The following is a 22,092-nucleotide window of genomic DNA, read 5'->3' on the forward strand; positions in this document are numbered from 1 at the left end:
GCCCCGCACCGGCCACCGCGAGCCCCACCCCGCCGACCAGCACCGAGAGCGGCAGCAGCCGCGCGGTGCCGAGGCGGTCGGCCAGCACGCCGGCGCGCCAGCGGGCCAGCGCGCCGGTCAGCCCCCACAGCAGCAGGGCGGCGGTGGCGAGCCGCCCGTCGGGGCGGTCGATGGGCAGGAAGGTCACGAACCCACCACCGGCCGTCGTCACCACGAACAGCACGAGCGACGGCGCCAGCGCGGCGCGCACCGCGGCCCGGGCGTTGCCGGCCGGGGCCGGCTCCTCGCGGCCGCCGGCCGCCCGCAGCAGCGCGGGGAGGAACACCAGGCCCAGCACCGGTGAGGCCGCCAGCCAGGACAGCACCGCGACGTGCCCGCTCAGCACGAGGGCCACGCCCGCGGGGACGGCGGCCATGTTGGGCAGCGCGATCGCCAGCCCGTACAGGCCGATCGACTCCCCGCGCCGCTCCGGGGGCGCCACCCGCGCCGCCAGCATCGCGCCGAGGACGGTGATGACCGCGAAGCCGGCGCCGCGGACGGCGGAGAGCCCCGAGATCCAGGCGAGACCGTCGTCGAGCACGTAGAAGGGGGACGGCAAGCCCAGCGCGAGCAGCCCCGCCACGAACACCGGGCCCGTGCCGTAGCGGGTGACGAACGCGGGCACCACCGACTGCACCGCGATGGTCGTGAGGAGGAAGACCGCGGTGACCACCCCGGCCGTGCTCTCCGCCGCACCCCCGGCCACCGCGTACGCCGGCAGCGAGGCCAGGGTGAGGAAGTAGCTGGCGAACCCGAGGGCCGTGACGCCCACCAGCGACTGCACCCCGCGCGACCGCCACAGGCGGGCCTGCACCTCCACCGCTCCCCCGCTCCGTCGTCCGTCCGCTGCCCGCAGCATCTCCCGGCGGGCAGGGGCGTCCGCACCCGGGTAGGCAGGAGGCGTGGGTGTGCTGACCGTGGGCCACGGGTCCGACGACCGGCACGCCCTCGGCGCCCGGCTCACCCGGGCCGGGGTGGACCTGCTGGTGGACGTGCGGCGGTTCCCCGGCAGCCGCGCCAACCCCGACGTGCGGCGGGAGGCGCTCGCCGCGTGGCTGCCCGAGGCCGGGATCGGCTACCGCTGGGAGGAGCGCCTCGGTGGCCGCCGGCGGCTGCCCGCGGGCGAGCCGGTCGCCGATGGGTGGTGGACCGTCGCCCAGTTCGCCGCGTACGCCGCGCACTCCCGGACGGCGGAGTTCACCGGAGCCCTCGACGAGGTGCTGGCCGGGGTGGCGGAGCGCACCGTGGCGGTGCTGTGCAGCGAGTACGTGTGGTGGCGCTGCCACCGGCGGCTGATCGCCGACGTCGCCGTCCTGGGGCGGGGGGTGCCCGTCGGGCACCTCATGCCCGACGGCCGGGTGACCCCGCACCGCCCGGCCGACGGCGCGACCCTCGGCGAGGACGGCCTCGTCCACTGGCCCGCCGCCCATGTCGATCAGGTCACCTGATCCTTCCGGGTCCTGGCTCATGGTCGACCGTGAGCCAGGACCCCGTGAGGTGAGCCAGGACGACGGCTGTCCACAGATCCGCGCCATCCGGGCCGGCGACCGCCCCGTCATCGCGAGACTCGACCCGTGCACCCGCTGCTGCGATCACGCGCCGACCGACGACTCGGCGTCTTCACCAGCCAGGAAGCGCTGGCTGCCGGCTACTCGGTCGACGACGTCCGGACGGCGCTGCGGACCGGCCGGTGGACGCGGCTGCGCAAGGGCGTCTACACCGAGTCCGCGCAACTGGCCGCAGCGAGCGAGGTCGACCGCCACCTGATGGCCGGCATGGCCGTCCTGCTGTGCTTGGGCGCCGGTCCGGTGCTCAGCCACGCATCCGCCGCCCGTCGCCACGACCTGCTGCTTCCGAGGTCCGCGGGCGACGGCGTCCGCGTGACCGCGGTCGACCAGTGGCGCACCGGCCGCGGCTACCGGGTCGCCCGCGCCAAGCTGCCCGGCACCGACGTCGAGCCCTGGATCGCAGGATTGGCCACCACGACGGTGTCCCGCACCCTCGTCGACTGCGCCCGGGAGTGGTCGCTGCTCGACGCGGTCATCGCCCTCGACGCCGCACTGCAGCGGCGGCGGGTGTGCCGCTCGGACCTGGAGCTCGCCGTGCACGCCGCCCGGCACCGCACGGGAGCCTCTCGCGCGGCACGCGCCGTCGGCCTCAGCGACGGTCGGGCCGAGTCGCCACTGGAGACGGAGGGGCGGCTGGCACTGCTGGCCGCGGGCCTGCCGCGCCCCGAGCTGCAGGTCGACCTGCACGACTCGCGGGGATTCGTGGGCCGCCTCGATGCCTGGTACGAGGAGTCGGCCGTGGCGCTCGAGTTCGACGGGCAGGTGAAGTACAGCGACCCCTACGGGGACCGTTCCCCCCATCAGGTGCTGTGGGAGGAGAAGCGCCGCGAGGACAGCGTCCGCCGTCTCGACGTCCGGGTGCTGCGCATCGCCAAGGCCGATCTCGGCGGCGCCTGGCCGAGGACCGTCGCCGACCTCACCCGGTTGCTCGCGATCCCGTACACGGGCCCACGCCGGTTCACCGTCGTCCGGCGTCCGGAGCCGGGGGCAGGGCTCGACGTCGCCTGAACACGGCGTCCTGGCTCAGCTCCCGTGGTCCTGGCTCACGACCGGCCGTGAGCCAGGACCACGAACGATCAGGTCACCTGATCATCGAGGGCCCCGGGAGCCGCCTCAGCCCATGTGGGGGTAGCGGTGGTCGGTCGGCGGCGCGAACGTCTCCTTGATCGACCGCGTCGAGGTCCACCGCATCAGGTTCTGCTTCGCGCCGGCCTTGTCGTTCGTGCCCGAGGCCCGCCCCCCGCCGAAGGGCTGCTGCCCCACGACGGCGCCGGTCGGCTTGTCGTTGACGTAGAAGTTGCCCGCCGCGTGCCGCAGGAACCTCTGCGCGTGCGCGATCGCGGCCCGGTCCTGCGCGATCACCGCACCGGTGAGGGCGTAGGGCGCCACCGACTCCATCTGGGTCAGCACCGCGTCGTAGTCGGCGTCGTCGTAGACGTGCACCGCGAGCACCGGGCCGAAGTACTCGGTGGTGAAGACCTCGTGCCCGGGGTCGGTGCCCTCGATGATCGTCGGCCGGACGAAGAAGCCCTCGGTGTCGTCCTTCTGCCCGCCGGCCACGATCGAGAGCGCCGGGTCGTCGTCCACCCGGTCGAGGACGCCGGAGAGCTTCGAGAACGACTTCCGGTCGATGACCGCGCCCATGAAGTTCGAGAAGTCGGTGACGTCGCCCACCGGCAGCGACTCGGTCACCGCCACCAGGTCGTCGCGCAGCCGCCCCCACACCGACCGCGGCACGTACGCGCGGGAGGCCGCCGAGCACTTCTGCCCCTGGTACTCGAACGCGCCGCGGACCAGCGCCGTCCGGAGCACGTCGACGTCGGCCGACGGGTGGGCGACGACGAAGTCCTTGCCGCCGGTCTCCCCGACGATCCGCGGGTAGCCGCGGTAGGAGGCGATGTTCTCGCCCACGGTGCGCCACAGGTGCTGGAACACCGGCGTGGACCCGGTGAAGTGGATGCCGGCGAGGTCGCGGTCGGCGAGGGCGACGTCGGAGACGGCGACCCCGTCACCCGGCAGCATGTTGATCACGCCGGGCGGCAGGCCCGCCGCCTCCAGCAGCCGCATGAGGAAGTGCGCGGCGAACTGCTGCGTGGGCGCCGGCTTCCACACCACGGTGTTGCCCATGAGCGCCGGCGCGGTCGGCAGGTTGCCGGCGATCGCGGTGAAGTTGAACGGCGTGATCGCGTAGACGAAGCCCTCGAGCGGGCGGTGGTCGGTGCGGTTCCAGGCGCCGGGCGAGGACTCCGGCTGCTCGGCCAGGACCTGCCGCGCGAAGTGCACGTTCCAGCGCCAGAAGTCGATCAGCTCGCAGGCGCTGTCGATCTCGGCCTGCTGCGCCGTCTTGCTCTGGCCGAGCATCGTGGCGGCGTTGAGCGTCTGCCGCCACGGCCCGGCCAGCAGGTCGGCGGCCTTGAGGAACACCGCGGCGCGGTCGTCGAAGGAGAGCTCCTGCCACGCCGGGGCGGCCTCCTTCGCGCAGCGGACGGCGTCCTGCGCGTCGGCGTGCGTGCTGTGCGCGGAGGTACCCAGGACGGCGGCGTGCCGGTGCGGCTGGACGACGTCGAACCGCTCGCCGGCGGACATCCGCTGCCGGTCGCCGATCGTGGCGGTGAGCTCCACCGGCGCGGCGGCCAGCTCGACGAGCCGCCGCTGCAGCTCGTCGCGCTCGGGGGTGCCCGGCGCGTAGGTGAGCACCGGCTCGTTGCGCGGGGACGGGACACGGGTGACGGCGTCCATGAGAAGACCTCTCGGGTTCACGATCGGGTGGCCAGGGAGCGGAGGAAGAAGGCGACGTTGGCCGGGCGCTCGGCCAGCCGGCGCATGAAGTAGCCGTACCAGTCGGCGCCGTAGGGCACGTAGGCGCGCACGCGGGTGCCGGCGGCGGCCAGCCGGTGCTGCTCGTCGGGGCGGATGCCGAAGAGCATCTGCACCTCCCAGGAGTCGGCGGCCCGGGAGTGCTGGGCCGCGAGCTCGTGCGCGAGGGAGATCAGGCGCGGGTCGTGCGAGCCGACCATCGGGTACCCGGGCCCGCTCATGAGGGTCTCCAGGCAGCGGCGGTAGGCGGCGTCGACGTCCCGCTTGCGCTGGTGGGCGACCTGCTCGGGCTCGTCGTAGGCGCCCTTCACCAGCCGCACCCGCGAGCCGCTCACGGCGAGCGCCTTGGCGTCGTCCACGGTGCGGTGGAGCATCGCCTGCAGGACGGCGCCGGTCGCCGGGTGCTCCTTGCGCAGCTCCGCGACGGCGGCGAGCGTGGAGTCGACCGTGCGGTGGTCCTCCATGTCGAGGGTGACCGTCGTCCCCGCCGCGGAGGCCGCCTCCACGACCGGGCGGACGAGTTCGAGCGCGAGGTCGTGCCCGCCGTCGGGCAGTGCCTGGCCGAACGCCGACAGCTTCACCGACACCTCGGCGGCCGGCCCGAGCCGCAGCGGGGCCAGCGCCTCGAGCGCGGTGAGGTAGGCGTCGCGCGTGCGGCGGGCCTGGGCCCGGTCGGTCACGTCCTCGCCGAGGTGGTCGAGGGTGACCGCGATGCCGTCGGCGGCGAGCGCGCGCACCGCGGCGATGGCGTCGTCCAGCGACTCCCCGGCCACGAAGCGGTCGACCACCCGGCGGGTGGCCGGCGTGCGGGTGACGGCGCGGCGCAGGGCCGGCCGGCGGGAGGCGGCCAGCAAGGCCTTTTGCAGCACCACGGGTCCTCCTCGGGGCCGGCACCACGTGCCCCTCGAACGCTAGGCACCCGCCACCCCTCCGGGCCAGGGACAGATGTCGGGATTCCGCCCGTCTGCTCTCATACAGCTGTACGAGATCCGGGGTGGGGAGGGACGGCGGTGCGCGACGAGCTGCAGGAGCTGGTCGACGAGGTGTCGCGGGTGCTCGGCGCACCGGCGACGCTGGAGGACGCCGGCTTCACGCTGCTGGCCTTCTGCGCGCACGACGACAGCGGGGCCGATCCGATGGACACCGTCCGCACCCGGTCGATCCTCACCCGCAGCTCGACGCCCGAGACCCGGCGCTGGTTCGAGGACTTCGGGATCGCCGCGGCGACCCGGCCGATGCGGACCCCGGCCGATCCCGCGGCCGGGGTGCTCACCCGGCTGGTGCTGCCCGTCCGCCACGAGGACCGCACCCACGGCTACCTGTGGCTGCTCGACGACGGGCGCACCGACCCCGACGACGACGCCGACCCGGCGCTGCGCCGCGCGCTGGACCTGGCCGCCGACGCCGGCCGCGCGCTGGCCGGACGGCCGGCCGACGACCTGGGGCAGGTGCTCGCCGACGCGCTCATCGGCCGCCCCGCGGCCCGCGCCCAGGCTGCCCTGCGGCTCCGCGACCGGCTGCCCGCCGACGGCGCGCAGGTGCTCGTCGCGCTCCGCCCCACCGACGGCCCCCCGGCGCCGGCCCGGCCGCTGCCCGCGGCCGGGGCGGTGGCCACCGTCGTCGACGACGGGGTCGCCGTGCTCGTCCCGCTACCGGCGCCCGCGGACCTGCGCCCGGCCGGAGCGCTCGCCGCCGCCTCCCTGGCCACCCTGCCCGCCGGCAGCACCGCGGGCGTCTCGTCGGCCCGGCGCGGCACCGACGACCTGGCCGGCCAGTGGGGCGAGGCCCGGGCCGCGGCACGGGTCGCCGCGGCGGTCGACCGGTTCTTCCCCGTCGCCCGCTGGGGCGAGCTCGGCGGGTGGCGGGCGGCCACGGCGCTGCCCGGCCCCGACCCGGTGCTGGCGCCGCTGCTCGCCGACCCGGTGCTCACGACGACGGCCGAGACCTTCCTCGACTGCGCCGGCAGCGCCGCGCGGACGGCGGCGGCGCTGCACGTCCACCCGGCAGACCCTGTACTACCGGCTGGGCCGCATCGCCGCGCTGACCGGCCTGGACCTCGCCGACGGCGACGCCCGCCTGCTGCTGCACGCCGGCCTGCGCGCCGCCCGGCTCTCCGGAGGATCCGGCTGCCACCGCCCGTGATCACCTGGTGTCACATATTCTCCTTGCCGATGGCTGCGGGAGACATGGCTGCGCAGGCGGAACCCCGCAGCGACGACGACGTGCTGCGCGCGCTGCGCACCGGGACGGCCGAGGAGCACCGGCAGCTCGAGGAGACCCTCGACCTGCTCGACCCGGAGCTCGACCGGGCCCGGCTGGTGCAGGTGCTGGGGCTGATGCACGGCTTCTGGACGGCGGCCGAGCGCGGGCTGGACGAGTGGGCCGCGCGCCACCCCGCCGACGCCGCGACCGCGGGCTGGGCGCGCCGCCGCCGGGCCGGGCTGTTCGCCGCGGACCTCGCGGCGCTGGGCGCCCCCGTCCCCGGCGCGGCACCGGGGCTCCCGGCGGTGCCCGGCACCGACGAGGCGCTGGGCCGGCTCTACGTGCTCGAGGGCTCCACCCTCGGTGGCACGTTCATCGACCGCCACCTCGCCGCGCTGCCCCTGCTGGCCGGCGTCCGCCTGCACGCGTTCTCGCCCTACGGTGCCGAGACCGGCGCGATGTGGGCCGCCTACCGTCGGGTCGCCCGCGCGCACGTGGCCGCGGGCGGGAACGCCGACCGGGTGGTCGCCGCGGCCCGGGACGCGTTCCGCGAGCTCTCCGAGTGGTGCCGGCCCGCCGCGCGGGCGCAGGCGGTCGGGGCGTGACCGGGGTCCAGCACGAGATCGAGTTCCTGGCGCCGGGCGAGCAGGTCGACCTCACCAACTGCGAGCGCGAGCCGATCCACGTCCCGGGCAGCATCCAGCCGCGGGGCGTGCTGATCGCCGTCCGTGACCCCGACTGGGTCGTCCAGCAGGTGTCGGAGAACCTCGCCGACCTCACCGGCGTGGACTGGCGGCAGGCGCTGGGCCGCCCGCTGGCCGAGGTCATCGGGGCCGCGCCGGCCCGCGCGGTGATCAGCTCGGCGAGCGCCTTCGGCGACCTCCGCGAGCGCAACCCGGTCGAGATCATCCTCGACGTCGCCGGCGAGCCGGTGCCCGTCGACGCCCTCCTGCACCGCACCGTGATCGACCCCGGGCCGGTGCACGGGGTGGACGGCGAGCCCGTCGCCGCCCCCGAGGAGTCGGTGCCGGTCAGCACCCTCGTCGTCGAGCTGGAGCCGGCGCGCGGGCCGCGGCCGTTCTCCTTCCCGAACACCTACCAGGCGGTGCGCAGCACGGTCGCCGCCCTGGACCGGGCCGGCAGCCTCCAGGAGCTCTACGACATCACCGCGGCGGCCGTGCGCACCCTCACCGGCTTCGACCGGGTGATGGTCTACCGCTACGACGCCGACTACAACGGCGAGGTGGTGGCCGAGGCGAAGGCCGCGCACCTGAACTCCTTCCTCGGCCTGCACTACCCGGCCTCGGACATCCCCGCGCAGGCGCGGGCGCTGTACGAGAAGAACTGGATCCGGCTGATCTCCGACGTCGGCTACGCGCCGGTGCCGATCCAGCCGGTGCACCACCCGGCCAGCGGCCGGCCGCTGGACCTCACCTACTCCGCCCTGCGCAGCGTCTCGCCCATCCACGTGGAGTACCTGCACAACATGGGCGTGCGGTCCTCGATGTCGATCTCCCTGCTGCGCGGCGACAAGCTGTGGGGGCTCATCGCGTGCCACCACTACGACGGCCCGCACGCCCCGCCGTACGCCACCCGGGCCGCGGCGGAGTTCCTCGGCTCCACCCTGTCGGTCCGGTTGATCGACCGGGCGCAGGAGGAGGAGTTCGCCCGGGCGCTGAGCGCGCGGTCCACGCTGGCCTGGCTGACCGCCGCCGCGCTGGACGAGGAGCGGCCGATCACCGAGACGCTGCTGGGCTCTCCCAGCCTGCTGGACCTCCTGGCCGCCGACGGCGTCTCCATGTGCCTCCAGGGCACCCGCGGATCCGCCGGCGCCGCGCTCCCGCCGGAACTGGCGGACGCGATCGCCGCCTGGGCCGCGAGCCGCGGCGAGGACGTCGTCGCGACCGACGCGCTGGCCGCGGCTGCGCCCGGCCTCGGCGCGGTCGACCCCGCGTGCGGCGTCCTGGTGCTGCCCCTGCCCGAGGGCCAGTACGTGCTCTGGTCCCGCGGCGAGGCCGTGCGGCACATCGACTGGGGCGGGGACCCGCACAACAAGGCGATCGCCGAGCGCGAGGGCGATGCCGTCCGGCTCAGCCCGCGCAAGTCCTTCGAGCGCTGGCGGGAGACCGTCCGCGGCCGGTCCGAGTCGTGGTCGGCGCAGGAGACCGCCGAGGCCGCCGAGCTGCGCGTCCACCTGCTGGAGGCGCTCTACGCGCGGTCCCGCAGCATCGTCCGCGCCGCCGAGACCCTGCAGCGCAGCCTGCTGACCGACCCGCCGGAGCCCGACCACCTCGAGGTGGCGGTGCGCTACGTGCCGGCGGCGCGGGAGGCCCAGGTGGGCGGCGACTGGTACGACGTCTTCGAGCAGCCCGACGGCTCGACGGTGCTGGTCATCGGGGACGTCGTCGGCCACGACACCCAGGCCGCGGCGACGATGTCCCAGCTGCGCGGTCTGCTGCGCGGCATCGCCTGGGACAGCGTGGCCGGCCCGGCCGAGGTGCTCTCCCGGATCGACGCCGCGATCGAGGGGCTGGGGCTCGGCGCCATGGCGACGGTGCTGGTCGGCCGGCTCGACCGCCCGGCGGGGCCGGCCGGCGACGGCACCCGGCTGCGCTGGGCCTCCGCCGGGCACCTGCCGCCGCTGCTCGTCGCGCCCGACGGCTCCCAGCGGCTGCTGGTGCCCGACCGCCCCGGCCTGCTGCTCGGCGTGGACCCGTCGCTGCCCCGCACCGAGCACGAGGCGGTGGTCGTCGACGGCTCGACGCTGCTGCTCTACACCGACGGGCTGGTGGAGCGCCGCGACCAGGTCTTCGACGACGGCGTCGACCTGCTCGGCCGGGCGCTCGCCGAACTGCGCCACCTCCCGGTCGCCCGCATGTCCGACGCCCTCATCGGCCGGCTGCTGCCCGAGGGCGGTGAGGACGACGTCGCCCTCGTCGCCGTCCGGCTCCGGGCAGCGGGCGGCTGAGCCCGTCGCTCAGCCGGCGCCGGGCGCGGTGAACCGGGGGGTGAGCCCGTCGTCGGGCGGGCCGCCCCGGTCCGGCAGCGGCCGCTCGTCCTCGGCCGCGCGGACCACCGCGATCGTCTCCAGCGGGTCCGGTGGCCCCGTGCGCGCGCCACGCTCGAGCGCGGCGAGCAGCCGCTCCTCGTCGGGCGCGAGGTCACCGGGACCGAGCCGCCCGCCGGGGCTGCCCGCATCGGAGCCCGACGCCATGGCGGTGTCGGGCGTCGGGTCGTCCGGGGCGTTCATGCGGCAGTTCCTCATGGTCGGTCAGCGGGGGAAGTTCGGCTCGAGCCGGGGGACGACCTGCATCTCGGGGACGAACGCCGACGGGTGCAGGAGCAGCAGCGTGCGGATCGCCTCGGCGACCGCCGACGGCGGCATCATCAGGTGCCCGGGGATGCCCCACTGCTCCATCATCGGGGTGTCCATGGCGGCGGGGATGACGCTCTGCACCCGGCACGGGAACGGCCGCTCGCTGCCGTCCTCCAGGCGCACCGCCTTCTCCCGGAGCTCGCGCTGGATGCAGCGGGTCGCGTTGAGGAAGCCGGCCTTGGAGCCGTTGTAGGCGATCGCCCCGCTGCCCGAGGTGATCGCCGACAGCGAGACCACGTGCACGACGTCGGCGGTGCGCCCCTCGGGCAGGTGCTGCACCCGCTTCACGAACTCGCTGGTGAGGAAGACCGGCCCCTCGCAGTTGACCGCCTGCACCCGCTGGTAGTCGGCGAGGTCGATGTCGGTGATGTAGCCGGGCCGGTCGATGCCGGCGACGTTGACCAGCACGTCGAACGCGTCGCCGTGCCGCTCGAACAGGTCCGCGACGACGGCGCGCCGGCTCTCGTCCTGGGTGACGTCCAGGGCGGCGACCTCGGCGGAGCCGCCGGCCCCGGTCACCCGGGAGAGCGTCTCCTGGCTGCCGTCCGCGTCGATGTCGGCGATCACGACGTGCGCCCCGCCCTCGGCGAGGGCGAGCGCGGTGGCCCGGCCGAGTCCGCTGGCCCCGCCGGTCACGAGCGCGACCCGGCCCTTCAGCGACGCCTCCACAGCTGCTCCTCCGTCGTCCGCGCGTACCCGTCGCGGACAGCCTCGCCGAAAGCCGCCGGGCCCGCAGGTCGGGGCGTCAGCGCCGCGTGGCCCAGACGTCGGCGAGGGTCACCGTGGTCAGCCCCCGCTCGGCGACCAGCTCGAGCAGCTGCCCGTAGACGGTGGTGACCGTGGGGTGGTTGGCGTGGCCGACGACGATCGTCCGTGCGCTGAACCAGCGCCGGGCGGCGGCCACGAGCTCCTCGGCGGTGAGCACCCGGTAGTCCTCGAGGGTGCCGTTCCACATGGCGATCGTCGGGTGCCCGAGGTCGGCGGCGATCCGGTCGGTGCGCTCGTCGTGGGCACCGAAGGGCGGCCGGAAGAAAGGGGTCTCCACGCCGAAGGTCGAGCGCAGGAAATCTCGGTTGCGGCGGATCTCCTCGGCCACCTCGGCGTCCCCCAGCGTGGTGAGGTCGGGGTGGGACCAGGTGTGGTTGCCGAGGGCCACCTGCCCGGAGTCGACCAGCGGGCGCAGCAGCGCGGCGTTGTCCTCCCAGGCGCGGTACCGGCCGTTCGGGAAGAAGGTCATGCGGGTGCCGCTGTCGGCGGCGAAGCGCGCGAACGCCGCGACCACCTCGCTGCTGGTGCCGTCGTCGATGGTGAGCGCCAGCAGGTCCCCTTCGCCTGGCAGCGCGTCGACCACCCCGGCGGGCGGCTCCTGCGGCTCCACCCCGGGGACGCCGCGGTGCACCTGCCGCCACCGTGCGACGGGGTCGCCGACCGGCCCGGGCGACGCCGCGGGGCCGCCGAGCGCGGCCGGGGGCGCGTCCGGCGCGGCTGCACCGCGTGCCAGCGCCGTGCCCGCCACCCCGGCGGCGAGGGCGAGCAGGAACCCTCGACGGTCCATGCGCCGCACGCTAGCGACGGTGGTGCGCCGCGCCGCGGAGGCGGGTGGACGGCGCGTCGCGGCGCCGGGCCACGGGGGTCAGAGGCGGTGCAGGCCCGCCTCCTCGATCAGCCGCGCCTGCTCCCGGCACCACGGGGACCACGCGTCGCCCTCGGTCTCCTGGCGGCGGCGGAACGCGGCCCAGTCCAGCAGCTCCCAGTCACCCACCTCGGTGGGCTCGGGCGCGGGCGAACCGGTGAAGCGCCCGACGTAGACCGGGCACACCTCGTTCTCGACGACCCCCCGGAACTCCGCCCGGTAGCGGTAGCCCGGCAGCGCGGGGCGGAGGTCGGAGACGCCGAGCCCGAGCTCGAAGCCGGCGCGGCGGGCGATCGCGGCCCCGTCGTCCTCACCGGGGCCGGGGTGGCCGCAGACGGTGTTGGTCCACATGCCGGGGAAGGTCGCCTTGCCCTCGGCACGGCGGGTGACCAGCAGCCGGCCGTCGGCGGCGAAGAGGTAGGCCGAGAACGCGCGGTGCAGCGGCGTCTCGCCGTGGTGCACCTGCGGCTTGGGCATCGTGCCGATCTCTCGGCCGTCGTCGTCGAGCAGCACGATGAGCTCGACAGGGGTGGCGGTCACCGGCCCATCGTCCCCGATCGGCCGCGGCGCCGCCCGCCCCCGTGCGGACCGCCCTCGCGCGGGGCACAGTTCCGGGGTGGACAGCTTCCGGCGCGACGGCCTGACCTTCGACGTCCGGGACGCCGGGCCGGCCGACGGCGAGCCCGTCGTCCTCCTGCACGGCTTCCCCCAGGACTCCACCGCCTGGGACCGGGTCGCCCCCGCCCTGCACCAGCACGGTCTGCGCACGCTGGCACCGGACCAGCGGGGCTACTCCCCCATGGCCCGCCCGCGCGGCCGCGCGCACTACCGCCTGCGGGAGACGGCGGACGACGTCGTCGCCCTGCTGGACGCGGCCGGGCTGGGCTCGGCCCACGTGGTCGGGCACGACTGGGGCGGCATCGTCGGCTGGGCGCTGGGCGCGTGGCACCCGGAGCGGGTCCGCACGCTGACGGCGCTCTCCGTGCCGCACCCGGGGGCGATGACGCGGGCGATGGTCACCGGCGACCAGGCGCTGCGCTCCTCCTACGTGGGGCTGTTCCAGCTCCCGGTGCTGCCCGAGCGGCTGCTGCTCGCCGGCGACGGGGCCGCGCTGCGCCGGGTGCTGCGCCACGGCGGGCTGCCCGACGACGCCGTCGACCGCTACGTCCGGCGGATGCGCGAGCCGGCGGCGCTGACCGCCGCCATCAACTGGTACCGCGCCCTGCCGTGGAGCGGTCGCGACCCGGTCGGGAAGGCGCGCGTGCCCACCCTGCACGTCTGGAGCACCGGCGACGCCTTCCTCGGCCGGGCCGCGACCGAGGACACGGCCCGCTTCGTCGACGCGCCCTACCGGCTCGAGGTCCTCGACGACGTGACGCACTGGATCCCCGAGCTCGCCGCGGAGCGGACCGCCGAGCTGGTCACCGCCCACGTCCGCGGCTGAGCCCGGGCATTGCGAGACTGCACGCCATGAGCGAGACGACGTCGCCGCTGACCCGCGCCGAGCGGCTCGACCGGCTGCCCGTCAACCGGGAGCACCACCGGCTGGTGGTCGGCTCGGGCATCGGGTGGGCGCTGGACGCGATGGACGTCGGGCTCATCTCGTTCGTGATGACCGCGCTGGTCGCCCAGTGGGGGCTGTCGAACGCCGAGGTGTCGTGGATCGGGTCGATCGGCTTCGTCGGGATGGCGCTGGGCGCCACGCTGGGCGGGCTGCTCGCCGACCGGGTCGGCCGCCGCCAGGTGTTCGCGCTGACCCTCCTGGTGTTCGGGCTGGCGACCGGGGCGGCGGCGCTGTCCTGGTCGGTCGGCGCGCTGCTGGTCTTCCGCTTCCTCATCGGCCTGGGGCTGGGGGCCGAGCTGCCGGTCGCCTCGACGCTGGTCAGCGAGTTCGCCCCCGCCCGGGTGCGCGGCCGGGTGGTCGTGCTGCTGGAGGCGTTCTGGGCGGTGGGCTGGACGCTGGCCGCCCTGATCGGCTACTTCGTGGTGCCCGCCGGCGACGACGGGTGGCGCTGGGCGCTGGCCCTGGGGGCGGCGCCGGCGCTGTACGCGGTGGTGGTGCGCCGGGGGCTGCCCGAGTCGGTGCGCTTCCTCGAGCTGCGCGGCCGCACCGACCAGGCGGAGGCGACCGTGCGCCGCTTCGAGCGGGCCGGCGGCGTCGCGCCCGTGCCGTCCCCCGCGCCGGTGCCGGCGACCGCCCCGCCGGGCGCCCGGGCGCTGTGGACCGGCGGCGCCGCACGGCGGACGGCCGCCCTGTGGACCGTCTGGTTCAGCATCAACTTCGCCTACTACGGCGCCTTCATCTGGCTGCCGACGCTGCTGTTCAACGACGGCTTCTCGCTGGTCAAGTCGTTCCAGTACACGCTGATCATCACGCTGGCCCAGCTGCCCGGGTACGCGGTGGCGGCCTACCTGATCGAGAAGTGGGGACGGCGGCCCACCCTGGCCACCTTCCTGCTGGGCTCCGCCCTGGGTGCCGGGCTCTTCGCCGCCGCCGACGCCGACACCGCGGTGCTCGTCACCGGCATGGTGCTGTCGTTCTTCAACCTGGGGGCCTGGGGCGCGCTGTACGCGGTGACGCCGGAGATCTACCCGACCGCGCTGCGGGCCACGGGCGCCGGTGCCGCCGCCGGCTTCGGCCGGCTCGCCTCCATCGCCGCCCCGCTGTGCGTGCCGCTGCTGGTCGACGCCGGGGGCACCGGCCTGGTCTTCGCCACGTTCGCCGCCTTCTTCCTGCTGGCCGCGCTCGCCGCCTGGGCGCTGCCCGAGCTGCGGGGCCGCTCGCTCGACGCGGAGGCCCCGCGCGGGGTGACGTCACCGGCGCTGCCGGGCTGACCGGCACCCTCGCCGCCCGGCCGACCCGCGGCCGTACCGGTTGGCCGCAGGCCGGGCGGGTAGCGGCAGGGCATGCCTGAGCTCTCCCCCGGACAGCTGCGCGGCCGCACGATCGCCGTCACCGGTGCCAGCGGCAACGTCGGCACCGCCCTCCTGCGCCGGCTGACCGCGCCGTCGGCCGGTGTCGCCGAGGTCCGCGGGCTGGCCCGCCGGCGCCCGCCCTCGACCGCGCCCTACGACGGGGTGCGCTGGCACCTGGCCGACCTCGGCGAGGCCGCGAGCGAGCGGGAGGTCGCCGAGTTCGTCGAGGGCGCCGACGCCGTCGTCCACCTCGCCTGGGCGCTGCAGCCGGGCCGGCAGCCCGACCGGCTGCGCCTGGTGAACGTGGAGGGCACCCGGCGGGTGGCCCGCGCCGCGGCCGCCGCCGGCGTCGACCAGTTCGTGCACATGAGCTCCATCGGCGCCTACGCCGGCGGCGCGCGCGGCGTCCGGGTGACCGAGGACTGGCCGACCACCGGCATCCCCAGCGCGCAGTACAGCCGTGACAAGTCGCAGGCCGAGAGCGTGGTGCGCGACGTGTTCGGCCGGCACCGCGGCACGACGCTCACCGTCGTCCGCCCCACCCTGGTGCTGCAGCCGCAGGCCGCCAGCGAGATCGGCCGCTACTTCCTGGGCCCGCTGCTGTTCGGGGCCGCACGCGCGCTGCCCGGCGCGGTGGCCCGGCTGCTGCCGCTGCCCCTTCCGGCGCTGGCCATCGCCTTCGTGCACGCCGACGACGTCGCCGACGCCCTCGAGCGAATGCTCGACCGCCGCGCCCCCGGCCCGTTCAACCTGGCTGCGGAGCCGCTGCTGGACGCCGACGCGCTGGCGAAGGCCCTGGGCTCCGTGCGGGTGCCCACCCCGGAGATCGCGCTGCGCGCCGGCCTGCACGCCGCCTTCACCGCGCACCTGGTGCCGACCGAGCCGGGGTGGCTGGACATCGGCACGCAGGTGCCCGCGCTGGACACCGCACGGGCCCGCAAGCTGCTCGACTGGGCCCCGTTCCACGCCGGCGACGACGTGCTCCGGCAGTTCGTCGCTGCCCTGGGCAGCGGTGCCGGCGGGCCCGGGGCGCTGCTGCGCCCGGCGGGTGGCGCCTCGCTGGACCCCACCGGCGACCCGGCCAACGCCCCCGGTCCGCGGGCCAACTGACCCCCGGCGGCGTGCGGGCGACCCCGGTGCCGACCAGCCCTCAGCTGCGGCTGGTCCAGGCGCCGACGTCGCGGCCGGTCCGCGCGAAGACCTCCGACGCCCGCTCGGCCCGCAGCGCGACCAGCAGCGCCTCGCCCTCGGCGAGCGTGGTGCCCGGGTCGTCCTCGGCGACCAGCCGGGCGGTGGCGGTGGCGCGCCGCCCCTCGACCGAGACCAGCTGACCGGTCACCAGGAGCGGGACGCCGAGGTGCACCGGCCGCCGGTAGGTGACCGTCAGCGTGGCGGTCAGGCCGCCGTGCCCGGCCCCGCGCGCCGAGCGGGCCAGCACGTGGTCCAGCAGCGTGGCCACAACCCCGCCGTGCACCAGCCCCGGCGGACCCTCGAGCTTCTTCCCGACGGTCACCCGGCCGACGCACCGGCCCTCGTCCGGGAAGTCGTCGACGACCATCGGCGGGGCGACCGGGCTGCCCGGCCCGTACACGGGGCTGTACCAGCGCTGGCCACTGTCCGGGTCGTCCACCGACGCGATCTCGTGCACCTCGCGCAGGTCCGTCGAGAGCAGCGCGGTCAGCTCCCTGGCCGCGCTGGTCGCCTCGGCCAGCCGGTCCAGCGGCACCTCGGTGCGGACGGCGGCGTCGACCAGGTCGCGCAGCGCCTCCCCGAGCTCGCCGACGGCCGCGCGACGGACCTCCCGGTCCTCAGCCACGCGGCATGCCGGCCTCGCGCAGCAGGGCGCCGCCGACGATGATGCGCTGCACCTCGCTGGTCCCCTCGTAGAGGCGGAACAGCCGTGCGTCGCGGTAGAAGCGCTCGACGGGCGTCGTCCGCAGGTAGCCCATGCCGCCGTGCACCTGCACGGCCTTGTCGACGGCGCGCCCCACCATCTCGGTGCAGAACAGCTTCGCCGACGACGGGCCGACGGAGGTGTCCTCGCCGGAGTCGTAGCGGGCCGCGACGTCGCGCACCATGCTGCGGCCGGCGAGCAGCTCGGCGTGCATGTCGGCGAGCATCGCCTGCACCAGCTGGAAGCGGCCGATCGGCGCCCCGCCCTGCTTGGCGGTGGCGGCGTAGGCGACCGACTCGTCGAGCACCCGCTGCGCCATGCCGACGCACAGCGCGGCGATGTGCAGCCGGCCGCGGGAGAGCACGGTGAGCGCCTTGGCGTAGCCGCGGCCCTCCTCGCCGATGAGGGCGTCGGCGGGCACCCGCACGTCGTCGAGGAACACCTCGGAGGTCCAGGCGCCGGCCTGGCCCATCTTCTTGTCCCTGGGGCCGACGGTGACCCCCGGCGTCGTCGTCTCGACCACGAAGCTGGAGATGCCGCGGCCGCCCTTCTCCGCGGGGTCGGTGCGGGCGAACACGACGAACAGGTCGGCGATCGGCGCGTTGGTGATGTAGCGCTTGCTGCCGTTGATGACCCACTCGTCGCCGTCGCGGCGGGCGCTGGTGCGCAGCGCGGAGGGGTCGGAGCCGGCCTCGGCCTCGGTGAGCGCGAAGGAGCCGATCAGCTCGCCCGCGGAGAGGCGCGGCAGGTACCTCCTCTTCTGCTCGTCGCTGCCGAACTTGGCGATGACCTGGCCGGAGATCCCGTTGTTGGTGCCGAACAGCGAGCGGAAGGCCGGCGTCGTGTAGCCGAACTCCATGGCCAGCTCGACGTCCTCGGTCATCGTGACGCCCAGCCCGCCGTAGTCCTCGGGCAGCGCGTAGCCGAAGAGGCCCATCTCGGCGGCCTGCGCGCGCAGGTCGTCGGGGATGCGGTCCTCCTCCTCGATCTGCTCCTCGCGGGGCAGCACCGATTCGCGGATGAGCTGGCGAACGGCGTCCTTGACCTGGCGGAAGTCCTCGGCATCCACGGGCCCATGGTGACGTGTGCCGCGTCCGGCCCCCGCGCCGGGGTCCGCCCATGCCGAGGAGGCGTAGGAAGCTCTACCCGCGTCCGGGGGCTGCAGGACGCAGGACGCAGGACGCAGGTAGAGCTTCCTGTGCCTCGAAGGGGCGGGCTCAGGCGAGGGCGTCCAGGCGGGCCATGTCCTCGTCCGAGAGCGTCAGGCGCGCCGCACCCAGGTTCTCGGTCAGGTGGTCCACCGACTTGGTGCCGGGGATCGGCAGCATCACCGGCGACTTCCGGAGGAGCCAGGCCAGCGCCACCTGCGAGGGCGTGGCGTCCAGCTCGCGCGCGATGTCGGCGACCGGGCTGTCGGGCGCGGCCAGGTTGCCGGTGGCGATCGGGAACCACGGGATGAACGCGATGCCGTGCTCGGTGGCGTAGTCCAGGACGTCCTGGCTCTGCCGGGTGGTGAGGTTGTACAGGTTCTGCACGCTGACGATCTCGGTGATCTCGCGGGCGGCCTGCAGCTGCTCGACCGAGACCTCCGAGACGCCGATGTGGCGCACCTTGCCCTGCTCCTTGAGCTCGACGAAGGCGCCCAGCTGGTCGGCCAGCGGCACCTCGGAGTCGATCCGGTGCAGCTGGATGAGGTCGATCCGCTCGACCTTCAGGTGCCGCAGCGAGAGCTCCACCTGCTGCTTCAGGTACGCCGGGCGCCCGACCGGGGTCCAGACGTCCGGGCCCTGCCGGGTGAGGCCGGCCTTGGTCGCGATGACCAGGTCCTCCGGGTAGGGGTGCAGCGCCTCGGCGATGATCTGCTCGCTGATCTCGGGGCCGTAGGAGTCGGCGGTGTCGATGAAGTCGACACCCTGCTCGACGGCGGCCTGCACGACCCGGACGGCGGCCGCGCGGTCGGCCGGCTCGCCCCACACCCCGGGGCCCGGCAGCTGCATGGCGCCGTAGCCCAGGCGGTGCACGGGGAGGTCGCCGCCGATGGAGAAGGTGTCGCTCAGTTCAGCAGTCGTCATGCACCTGGCCAGCACGACGGTGGGCGCGCGTGTTCCCGCGCCGGCGTGTTCGATGGGCTGCGTGAGCGAAGGCGCGGGCGAGGTGGTCGTGCTGCGGCACGGGCAGACGGAGTGGAGCCGCACCGGCCAGCACACCGGAGGCACCGACCTGCCGCTGCTGCCGGAGGGCGAGGAGCAGGCCCGCGCCCTGCGCCAGGCGCTGGGACGGCGTCGGTTCGCCGAGGTGCGGGTGAGCCCCCTGCAGCGGGCGCGGCGCACCGCCGAGCTGGCCGGGCTCGCCCCGACCGCCGTCGACGGGGACCTGGTCGAGCTCGACTACGGGGGCTACGAGGGCCGCACGACCGCCGAGATCAGCGCGGAGCTGGGCCGGGAGTGGTCGATCTGGCGAGACGGCACCGTCGACGCCGACGTCCCCGGCGAGTCGCTGGCCGACGTCGGCGCGCGTGTCGACCGCGTGCTGGCCCGGGTACGGGAGCGGCTGCCGGGCGGCGACGTCGCCCTCGTCGCCCACGGGCACGTGCTGCGGGTGCTGACGGCCCGGTGGCTCGGTCTGGCCCCCGAGGCCGGCGCCCTGTTCGCGCTGCCCGCCGGGCGGTACGGCGTCCTGGGGCACGAGCACGGCCGCCCCGTGCTCACCGGCTGGGCGCTCGGCTGAGCCGGGCTCAGCGCGAGCGGGCCACCGGTTGCCAGCGGCCCTCGAGCTCCTCGGCGGGGGGCTCGGGGCGCACCGGCCGGCCGAACAACCAGCCCTGGCCCAGGTCGGCCCCCAGCGCGGCCACCTCCTCGGCCAGCTGCTCGGTCTCGATCCCCTCCGCCACGACCACCGCGCCCAGCCGGTGGGCGAGGTCGGTGACCGCCTTCAGCACCGTGCGGGCGCCGTCGTCCGGCAGCACCTGCACGAGCCCCTTGTCGAGCTTGACCACGTCGGGCCGGACGGCGGCGAGCAGGGACAGGCTGGACCAGCCGGCGCCGACGTCGTCGAGCGCGACCCGCCAGCCCAGCGAGCGGTAGTGCTCGAGCACCGACACCAGGTGCCCGCGGTCGGCGATCGCGTGCGACTCCACGACCTCGAAGACGAGCTGGTGGGGGTCGATCCCGGCGTCGTGGGCCACCCGCTCGGTGCTGGCGAGGCAGACCTGCGGCCGGTAGATCGAGGTGGGGTCGAAGTTCACGAACAGGTCGTCGGCGCCGAGCCACGGCACCGCGCCGGTGATGGCGGCCTCCCGGCCGATGCGGTCCAGCCGGTGCAGCCAGCCCGCCGACTCGGCGACGAAGAACAGGTCCCCACCGCCGACCTCCCGGCCGTCGACGAGCCCGCGCAGCAGCGCCTCGTGGGCGACGACCGACCGGTCGCCCAGGGCGACGATCGGCTGGTAGACCGACCAGAACTCCGCCTCGGCCAGGACACCGACCTCCACGGTCACCCCGCGCCGGGCGAGCTCGACGGCGAGCGTGGGAGCCGTGAGCAGCCGGGCGGTGAGCGCGGCGCCGTCGTCCGGCGGGTCGGTGACCACCCGCACGGCCTCGGTCTCGGCGCCGGTCAGCTCACGGGCGAGCTTCTGGAAGAGCCGCTCCAGGCCGCGACCGCCCCGCTCGTCGAGGACGTCGACCACCTGCGGCGCGGAGTCCACGACGAGGCCGAGCGCCTTGGCGGTGCGGGCGACGTGCGGCAGCACGTGCCCGATGGTGGTGGCCAGCAGCGCGCGGCTCGCCCGGCCGGGCACCTCCCAGTTCTGGCGGCACCCGCAGACCCCGCCGCAGATGGTTCCCACGCCGGACAGGGTGGCCCACCGGCCGGGGTGCACGGGCCAGGCGCGCGGCGGTACCACAACGCTCTTCCGGGGTACTCACGGCAGAGTTCCAGCACTTTCACAACTTGAATGTCTAAGGTTTGCCCCATGGCCTCTCTCCCCACCGCAGAAGCCGCCCGTCCGAGCCGTGGCGGCCGCCCGCGCGACCCCAGTCGGGACGGGGTGATCCGCGCCGCCATCCTCCGGTTGCTCGCCGACGTGGGGTACGGCGCACTGACCATGGACGCGGTCGCCGCGGAGGCCGGCGTCGGCAAGGCGACGATCTACCGGCGCTGGCGCACCAAGCAGGACCTGGTGGTCGACACCATCTCCGACCTCAACCGGGACGAGGCGCCCAACCCCGACACCGGCTCCCTCGAGGGCGACCTCCGCGAGATCATGCGCACCCTCGTCGGCGTGGTGAACGGCCCGACCGGTGCAGCGACGCTCTCGCTGCTCTCCACCGTGCCCCGCCACCCGGCGCTCGCCGAGGCGTTCGAGAAGGGCCCGCTCGCGGTCTGGCGCCAGTCCTTCGAGCAGGTGTGGGAGAACGCCGAGGCGCGCGGCGAGGTGGGCCCCGGCTTCCGCACCTCGGTCGCCGCGGAGACCATCAGCGCGCTGTTCGTCCAGCGCTGGCTGCTCACCCACCGCCCGGTCGACGAGGCCTACGCCGACGAGGTGCTGGACACCGTCGTCATGCCGCTGGTGCGCGCCCAGGCCTGACGCCGCTCACCAGCCGAGGGAGCCGGGCCCGCCCTTGACGGGCCCGGCGATCTCGTCGGTGATCCAGCCGCCGTAGAAGCCTCCCGGCTGCGGGCGGGCCTGCTCGCCGTCGACGAGCGCGCGGTCGACCTTGCCCGGGTAGAAGGCGATCGCCGAGCGCAGGTGCCCGTAACCGGGGGCCGGGTCCTCGTAGGACCACCCGATCTCGGGGATGCGCCGGCCGTCGACGACGGCGTCCCAGTAGGTCGCCGCGCCCTTCCACTCGCACACCGAGCGGCCCGGCGCCCGCTCCAGCAGGTCGACGGCGACGTCCTCACGCGGCACGTAGTACACCGGCGGGTGGCTGGTCTCGCAGACCCGCACCGCCCGCCGGGTGTCGGCCAGCACCCGGCCGGCCACCTCGACGACGACGTGGCGGTCGCTCACCCGCGCCGACGGCGGGCGCGGGTAGTCCCAGACCGACTCCTGGCCGGGCCCGACCGGATCGCGGCGCACCGGATCAGCGCGTGCGGCGGCCCTTGTCGACCACGACCATGCGGCGGCCCAGCACCTCGACCTCGTCCTTGCGCCGGTGCCGCACCTTCTGGACGACGACGAGCGTGACCAGCAGGCCGACGGCGCCGATCGTGGCCTGGCCCGCCGGGGTCCGCAGGAACCGCTGCACGGCGTCCCGGCCCTGCGCCTTCAGGCGGGTCGGGCTGCTGCGGTAGGCGATCTGGTCCAGGGTGGCGGCCAGCGACTCGCGGGCCGCATCGATCTCGAGCTGGATCTGTCGTGGGTCGCGGGGCACGGGCGACAGCCTGCCAGACGTGCCGCTGGTCAGCGCGCCGACGGCCCTCCCCGGCCACCCGCGCGGGTGCTCCTAGACTCCGGGACCACGCGGGAGTGGTGTAACGGCAGCCACGCCAGACTTAGGATCTGGTGCCTTCGGGCGTGGGGGTTCGACTCCCCCCTCCCGCACGCGTGCGATGTCGCGGGACACCGTTCACAGGTGTCCCGCGACATCGTTCACGTTGGGGCTTGGCGTTGGTAGTCCCGGGTCGGGTCGAGCTGCAGATCGGT

General features: G+C 75.5%; 22 protein-coding genes and 1 tRNA gene. 10 read left to right on the plus strand and 13 right to left on the minus strand.

The window, feature by feature from the left end; all coding sequences use genetic code 11:
* Positions 1 to 853: MFS transporter (locus tag E9565_RS16945; RefSeq protein WP_236835995.1), on the minus strand; the 853-nt coding region annotated here is incomplete at its 3' end.
* A gap of 88 nt (positions 854 to 941) precedes the next feature.
* Between E9565_RS16945 and E9565_RS16950 the strand changes: the two genes are divergently transcribed.
* Positions 942 to 1,487 (plus strand): DUF488 family protein, encoded by a 546-nt coding sequence (locus tag E9565_RS16950; RefSeq protein ID WP_236835997.1) that lies wholly within the window; start codon positions 942 to 944, stop codon positions 1,485 to 1,487.
* A 126-nt stretch (positions 1,488 to 1,613) separates the two neighbouring features.
* Positions 1,614 to 2,615, plus strand: a complete 1,002-nt coding sequence (locus E9565_RS16955) for a type IV toxin-antitoxin system AbiEi family antitoxin domain-containing protein (protein ID WP_236835999.1) — start codon at positions 1,614 to 1,616, stop codon at positions 2,613 to 2,615.
* 105 nt (positions 2,616 to 2,720) lie between these two features.
* Here E9565_RS16955 and pruA read toward each other — a convergent pair whose 3' ends face one another.
* Together pruA and E9565_RS16965 are read right to left on the minus strand one after the other, a co-directional pair.
* Positions 2,721 to 4,346, minus strand: a complete 1,626-nt coding sequence (gene pruA, locus E9565_RS16960) for an L-glutamate gamma-semialdehyde dehydrogenase (protein WP_236836001.1) — start codon at positions 4,344 to 4,346, stop codon at positions 2,721 to 2,723.
* A gap of 17 nt (positions 4,347 to 4,363) precedes the next feature.
* On the minus strand, positions 4,364 to 5,296 hold the full coding sequence (locus E9565_RS16965; protein WP_236825575.1) for a proline dehydrogenase family protein: 933 nt from the start codon (positions 5,294 to 5,296) through the stop codon (positions 4,364 to 4,366).
* Between the two features lie 73 nt (positions 5,297 to 5,369).
* Between E9565_RS16965 and E9565_RS16970 the strand changes: the two genes are divergently transcribed.
* Positions 5,370 to 6,566, plus strand: coding sequence for a helix-turn-helix domain-containing protein (locus tag E9565_RS16970; RefSeq protein WP_236836008.1), 1,197 nt, complete (start codon positions 5,370 to 5,372; stop codon positions 6,564 to 6,566).
* Positions 6,567 to 7,227: 661 nt separating this feature from the next.
* The gene (locus E9565_RS16975; protein WP_236825578.1) at positions 7,228 to 9,594 is read left to right on the plus strand and encodes a SpoIIE family protein phosphatase; all 2,367 of its coding nucleotides are present in this window, start codon (positions 7,228 to 7,230) and stop codon (positions 9,592 to 9,594) included.
* 9 nt (positions 9,595 to 9,603) lie between these two features.
* Here E9565_RS16975 and E9565_RS16980 read toward each other — a convergent pair whose 3' ends face one another.
* The 4 genes from E9565_RS16980 to idi all read right to left on the minus strand — a co-directional run bounded on the left by E9565_RS16980 (position 9,604) and on the right by idi (position 12,175).
* Positions 9,604 to 9,876, minus strand: a complete 273-nt coding sequence (locus E9565_RS16980) for a hypothetical protein (RefSeq protein WP_236825579.1) — start codon at positions 9,874 to 9,876, stop codon at positions 9,604 to 9,606.
* 21 nt (positions 9,877 to 9,897) lie between these two features.
* On the minus strand, positions 9,898 to 10,671 hold the full coding sequence (locus tag E9565_RS16985; protein ID WP_236825580.1) for an SDR family NAD(P)-dependent oxidoreductase: 774 nt from the start codon (positions 10,669 to 10,671) through the stop codon (positions 9,898 to 9,900).
* A 76-nt stretch (positions 10,672 to 10,747) separates the two neighbouring features.
* A complete protein-coding gene (locus tag E9565_RS16990) occupies positions 10,748 to 11,557 on the minus strand; it encodes a polysaccharide deacetylase family protein (protein WP_236825581.1) in 810 nt (269 codons plus the stop codon).
* Between the two features lie 78 nt (positions 11,558 to 11,635).
* Positions 11,636 to 12,175 carry an isopentenyl-diphosphate Delta-isomerase gene (idi, locus tag E9565_RS16995; protein WP_236836002.1) on the minus strand — a complete coding sequence of 180 codons (540 nt, stop codon included), beginning with the start codon at positions 12,173 to 12,175 and terminating at the stop codon, positions 11,636 to 11,638.
* 76 nt (positions 12,176 to 12,251) lie between these two features.
* Between idi and E9565_RS17000 the strand changes: the two genes are divergently transcribed.
* The 3 genes from E9565_RS17000 to E9565_RS17010 all read left to right on the plus strand — a co-directional run bounded on the left by E9565_RS17000 (position 12,252) and on the right by E9565_RS17010 (position 15,661).
* Positions 12,252 to 13,079 (plus strand): alpha/beta fold hydrolase, encoded by an 828-nt coding sequence (locus tag E9565_RS17000; RefSeq protein ID WP_236825583.1) that lies wholly within the window; start codon positions 12,252 to 12,254, stop codon positions 13,077 to 13,079.
* Positions 13,080 to 13,105: 26 nt separating this feature from the next.
* Positions 13,106 to 14,470, plus strand: coding sequence for an MFS transporter (locus E9565_RS17005; RefSeq protein WP_236836004.1), 1,365 nt, complete (start codon positions 13,106 to 13,108; stop codon positions 14,468 to 14,470).
* Between the two features lie 72 nt (positions 14,471 to 14,542).
* Complete coding sequence (locus E9565_RS17010) at positions 14,543 to 15,661, plus strand: NAD-dependent epimerase/dehydratase family protein (RefSeq protein WP_236836005.1); 1,119 nt, start codon at positions 14,543 to 14,545, stop codon at positions 15,659 to 15,661.
* Positions 15,662 to 15,701: 40 nt separating this feature from the next.
* On the opposite strand, the gene E9565_RS23355 is transcribed toward E9565_RS17010, so the two are convergent.
* The 3 genes from E9565_RS23355 to E9565_RS17025 form a co-directional block, all read right to left on the minus strand.
* Complete coding sequence (locus E9565_RS23355; RefSeq protein ID WP_236825586.1) at positions 15,702 to 16,367, minus strand: PaaI family thioesterase; 666 nt, start codon at positions 16,365 to 16,367, stop codon at positions 15,702 to 15,704.
* Positions 16,360 to 17,514, minus strand: a complete 1,155-nt coding sequence (locus E9565_RS17020) for an acyl-CoA dehydrogenase family protein (protein ID WP_236825587.1) — start codon at positions 17,512 to 17,514, stop codon at positions 16,360 to 16,362. The genes E9565_RS23355 and E9565_RS17020 overlap by 8 nt, the downstream gene beginning before the upstream one ends.
* A gap of 148 nt (positions 17,515 to 17,662) precedes the next feature.
* A complete protein-coding gene (locus E9565_RS17025; RefSeq protein ID WP_236825588.1) occupies positions 17,663 to 18,517 on the minus strand; it encodes an aldo/keto reductase in 855 nt (284 codons plus the stop codon).
* 61 nt (positions 18,518 to 18,578) lie between these two features.
* Between E9565_RS17025 and E9565_RS17030 the strand changes: the two genes are divergently transcribed.
* On the plus strand, positions 18,579 to 19,172 hold the full coding sequence (locus E9565_RS17030; RefSeq protein WP_236825589.1) for a histidine phosphatase family protein: 594 nt from the start codon (positions 18,579 to 18,581) through the stop codon (positions 19,170 to 19,172).
* Between the two features lie 7 nt (positions 19,173 to 19,179).
* Here the strand turns inward: E9565_RS17030 and E9565_RS17035 are convergent, their stop codons facing one another.
* Positions 19,180 to 20,289 carry an EAL domain-containing protein gene (locus E9565_RS17035; RefSeq protein ID WP_236836006.1) on the minus strand — a complete coding sequence of 370 codons (1,110 nt, stop codon included), beginning with the start codon at positions 20,287 to 20,289 and terminating at the stop codon, positions 19,180 to 19,182.
* A 126-nt stretch (positions 20,290 to 20,415) separates the two neighbouring features.
* Between E9565_RS17035 and E9565_RS17040 the strand changes: the two genes are divergently transcribed.
* Positions 20,416 to 21,030: a TetR/AcrR family transcriptional regulator gene (locus E9565_RS17040; RefSeq protein ID WP_236825591.1), complete on the plus strand. Its 615-nt coding sequence runs from the start codon at positions 20,416 to 20,418 to the stop codon at positions 21,028 to 21,030.
* A 6-nt stretch (positions 21,031 to 21,036) separates the two neighbouring features.
* Here E9565_RS17040 and E9565_RS17045 read toward each other — a convergent pair whose 3' ends face one another.
* On the minus strand, positions 21,037 to 21,525 hold the full coding sequence (locus tag E9565_RS17045) for a DUF427 domain-containing protein (RefSeq protein WP_236836007.1): 489 nt from the start codon (positions 21,523 to 21,525) through the stop codon (positions 21,037 to 21,039).
* A gap of 4 nt (positions 21,526 to 21,529) precedes the next feature.
* Positions 21,530 to 21,820 (minus strand): DUF3618 domain-containing protein, encoded by a 291-nt coding sequence (locus tag E9565_RS17050; protein WP_236825593.1) that lies wholly within the window; start codon positions 21,818 to 21,820, stop codon positions 21,530 to 21,532.
* An 89-nt stretch (positions 21,821 to 21,909) separates the two neighbouring features.
* On the opposite strand from E9565_RS17050, the gene E9565_RS17055 reads away from it, so the two are divergent.
* Positions 21,910 to 21,990 (plus strand) — tRNA-Leu (locus tag E9565_RS17055).
* The last annotated feature ends 102 nt before the right edge of the window (positions 21,991 to 22,092 follow it).

The organism is Blastococcus sp. KM273129, assembly GCF_021698995.1.
In the GTDB taxonomy this organism is placed as follows: Bacteria; Actinomycetota; Actinomycetes; order Mycobacteriales; family Geodermatophilaceae; genus Blastococcus.

Bases quoted from the DNA above. Each gene is read 5' to 3' on its own strand.
- E9565_RS16970 (WP_236836008.1), top strand. From the start codon at position 5,370: ATGTCGGGATTCCGCCCGTCTGCTCTCATACAGCTGTACGAGATCCGG.
- E9565_RS17005 (WP_236836004.1), top strand. From the start codon at position 13,106: ATGAGCGAGACGACGTCGCCGCTGACCCGCGCCGAGCGGCTCGACCGG.
- E9565_RS17010 (WP_236836005.1), top strand. From the start codon at position 14,543: ATGCCTGAGCTCTCCCCCGGACAGCTGCGCGGCCGCACGATCGCCGTC.
- pruA (WP_236836001.1), bottom strand. From the start codon at position 4,346: ATGGACGCCGTCACCCGTGTCCCGTCCCCGCGCAACGAGCCGGTGCTC.
- E9565_RS17025 (WP_236825588.1), bottom strand. From the start codon at position 18,517: ATGACGACTGCTGAACTGAGCGACACCTTCTCCATCGGCGGCGACCTC.
- E9565_RS16990 (WP_236825581.1), bottom strand. From the start codon at position 11,557: ATGGACCGTCGAGGGTTCCTGCTCGCCCTCGCCGCCGGGGTGGCGGGC.
- E9565_RS17040 (WP_236825591.1), top strand. From the start codon at position 20,416: ATGGCCTCTCTCCCCACCGCAGAAGCCGCCCGTCCGAGCCGTGGCGGC.
- E9565_RS16980 (WP_236825579.1), bottom strand. From the start codon at position 9,876: ATGAACGCCCCGGACGACCCGACGCCCGACACCGCCATGGCGTCGGGC.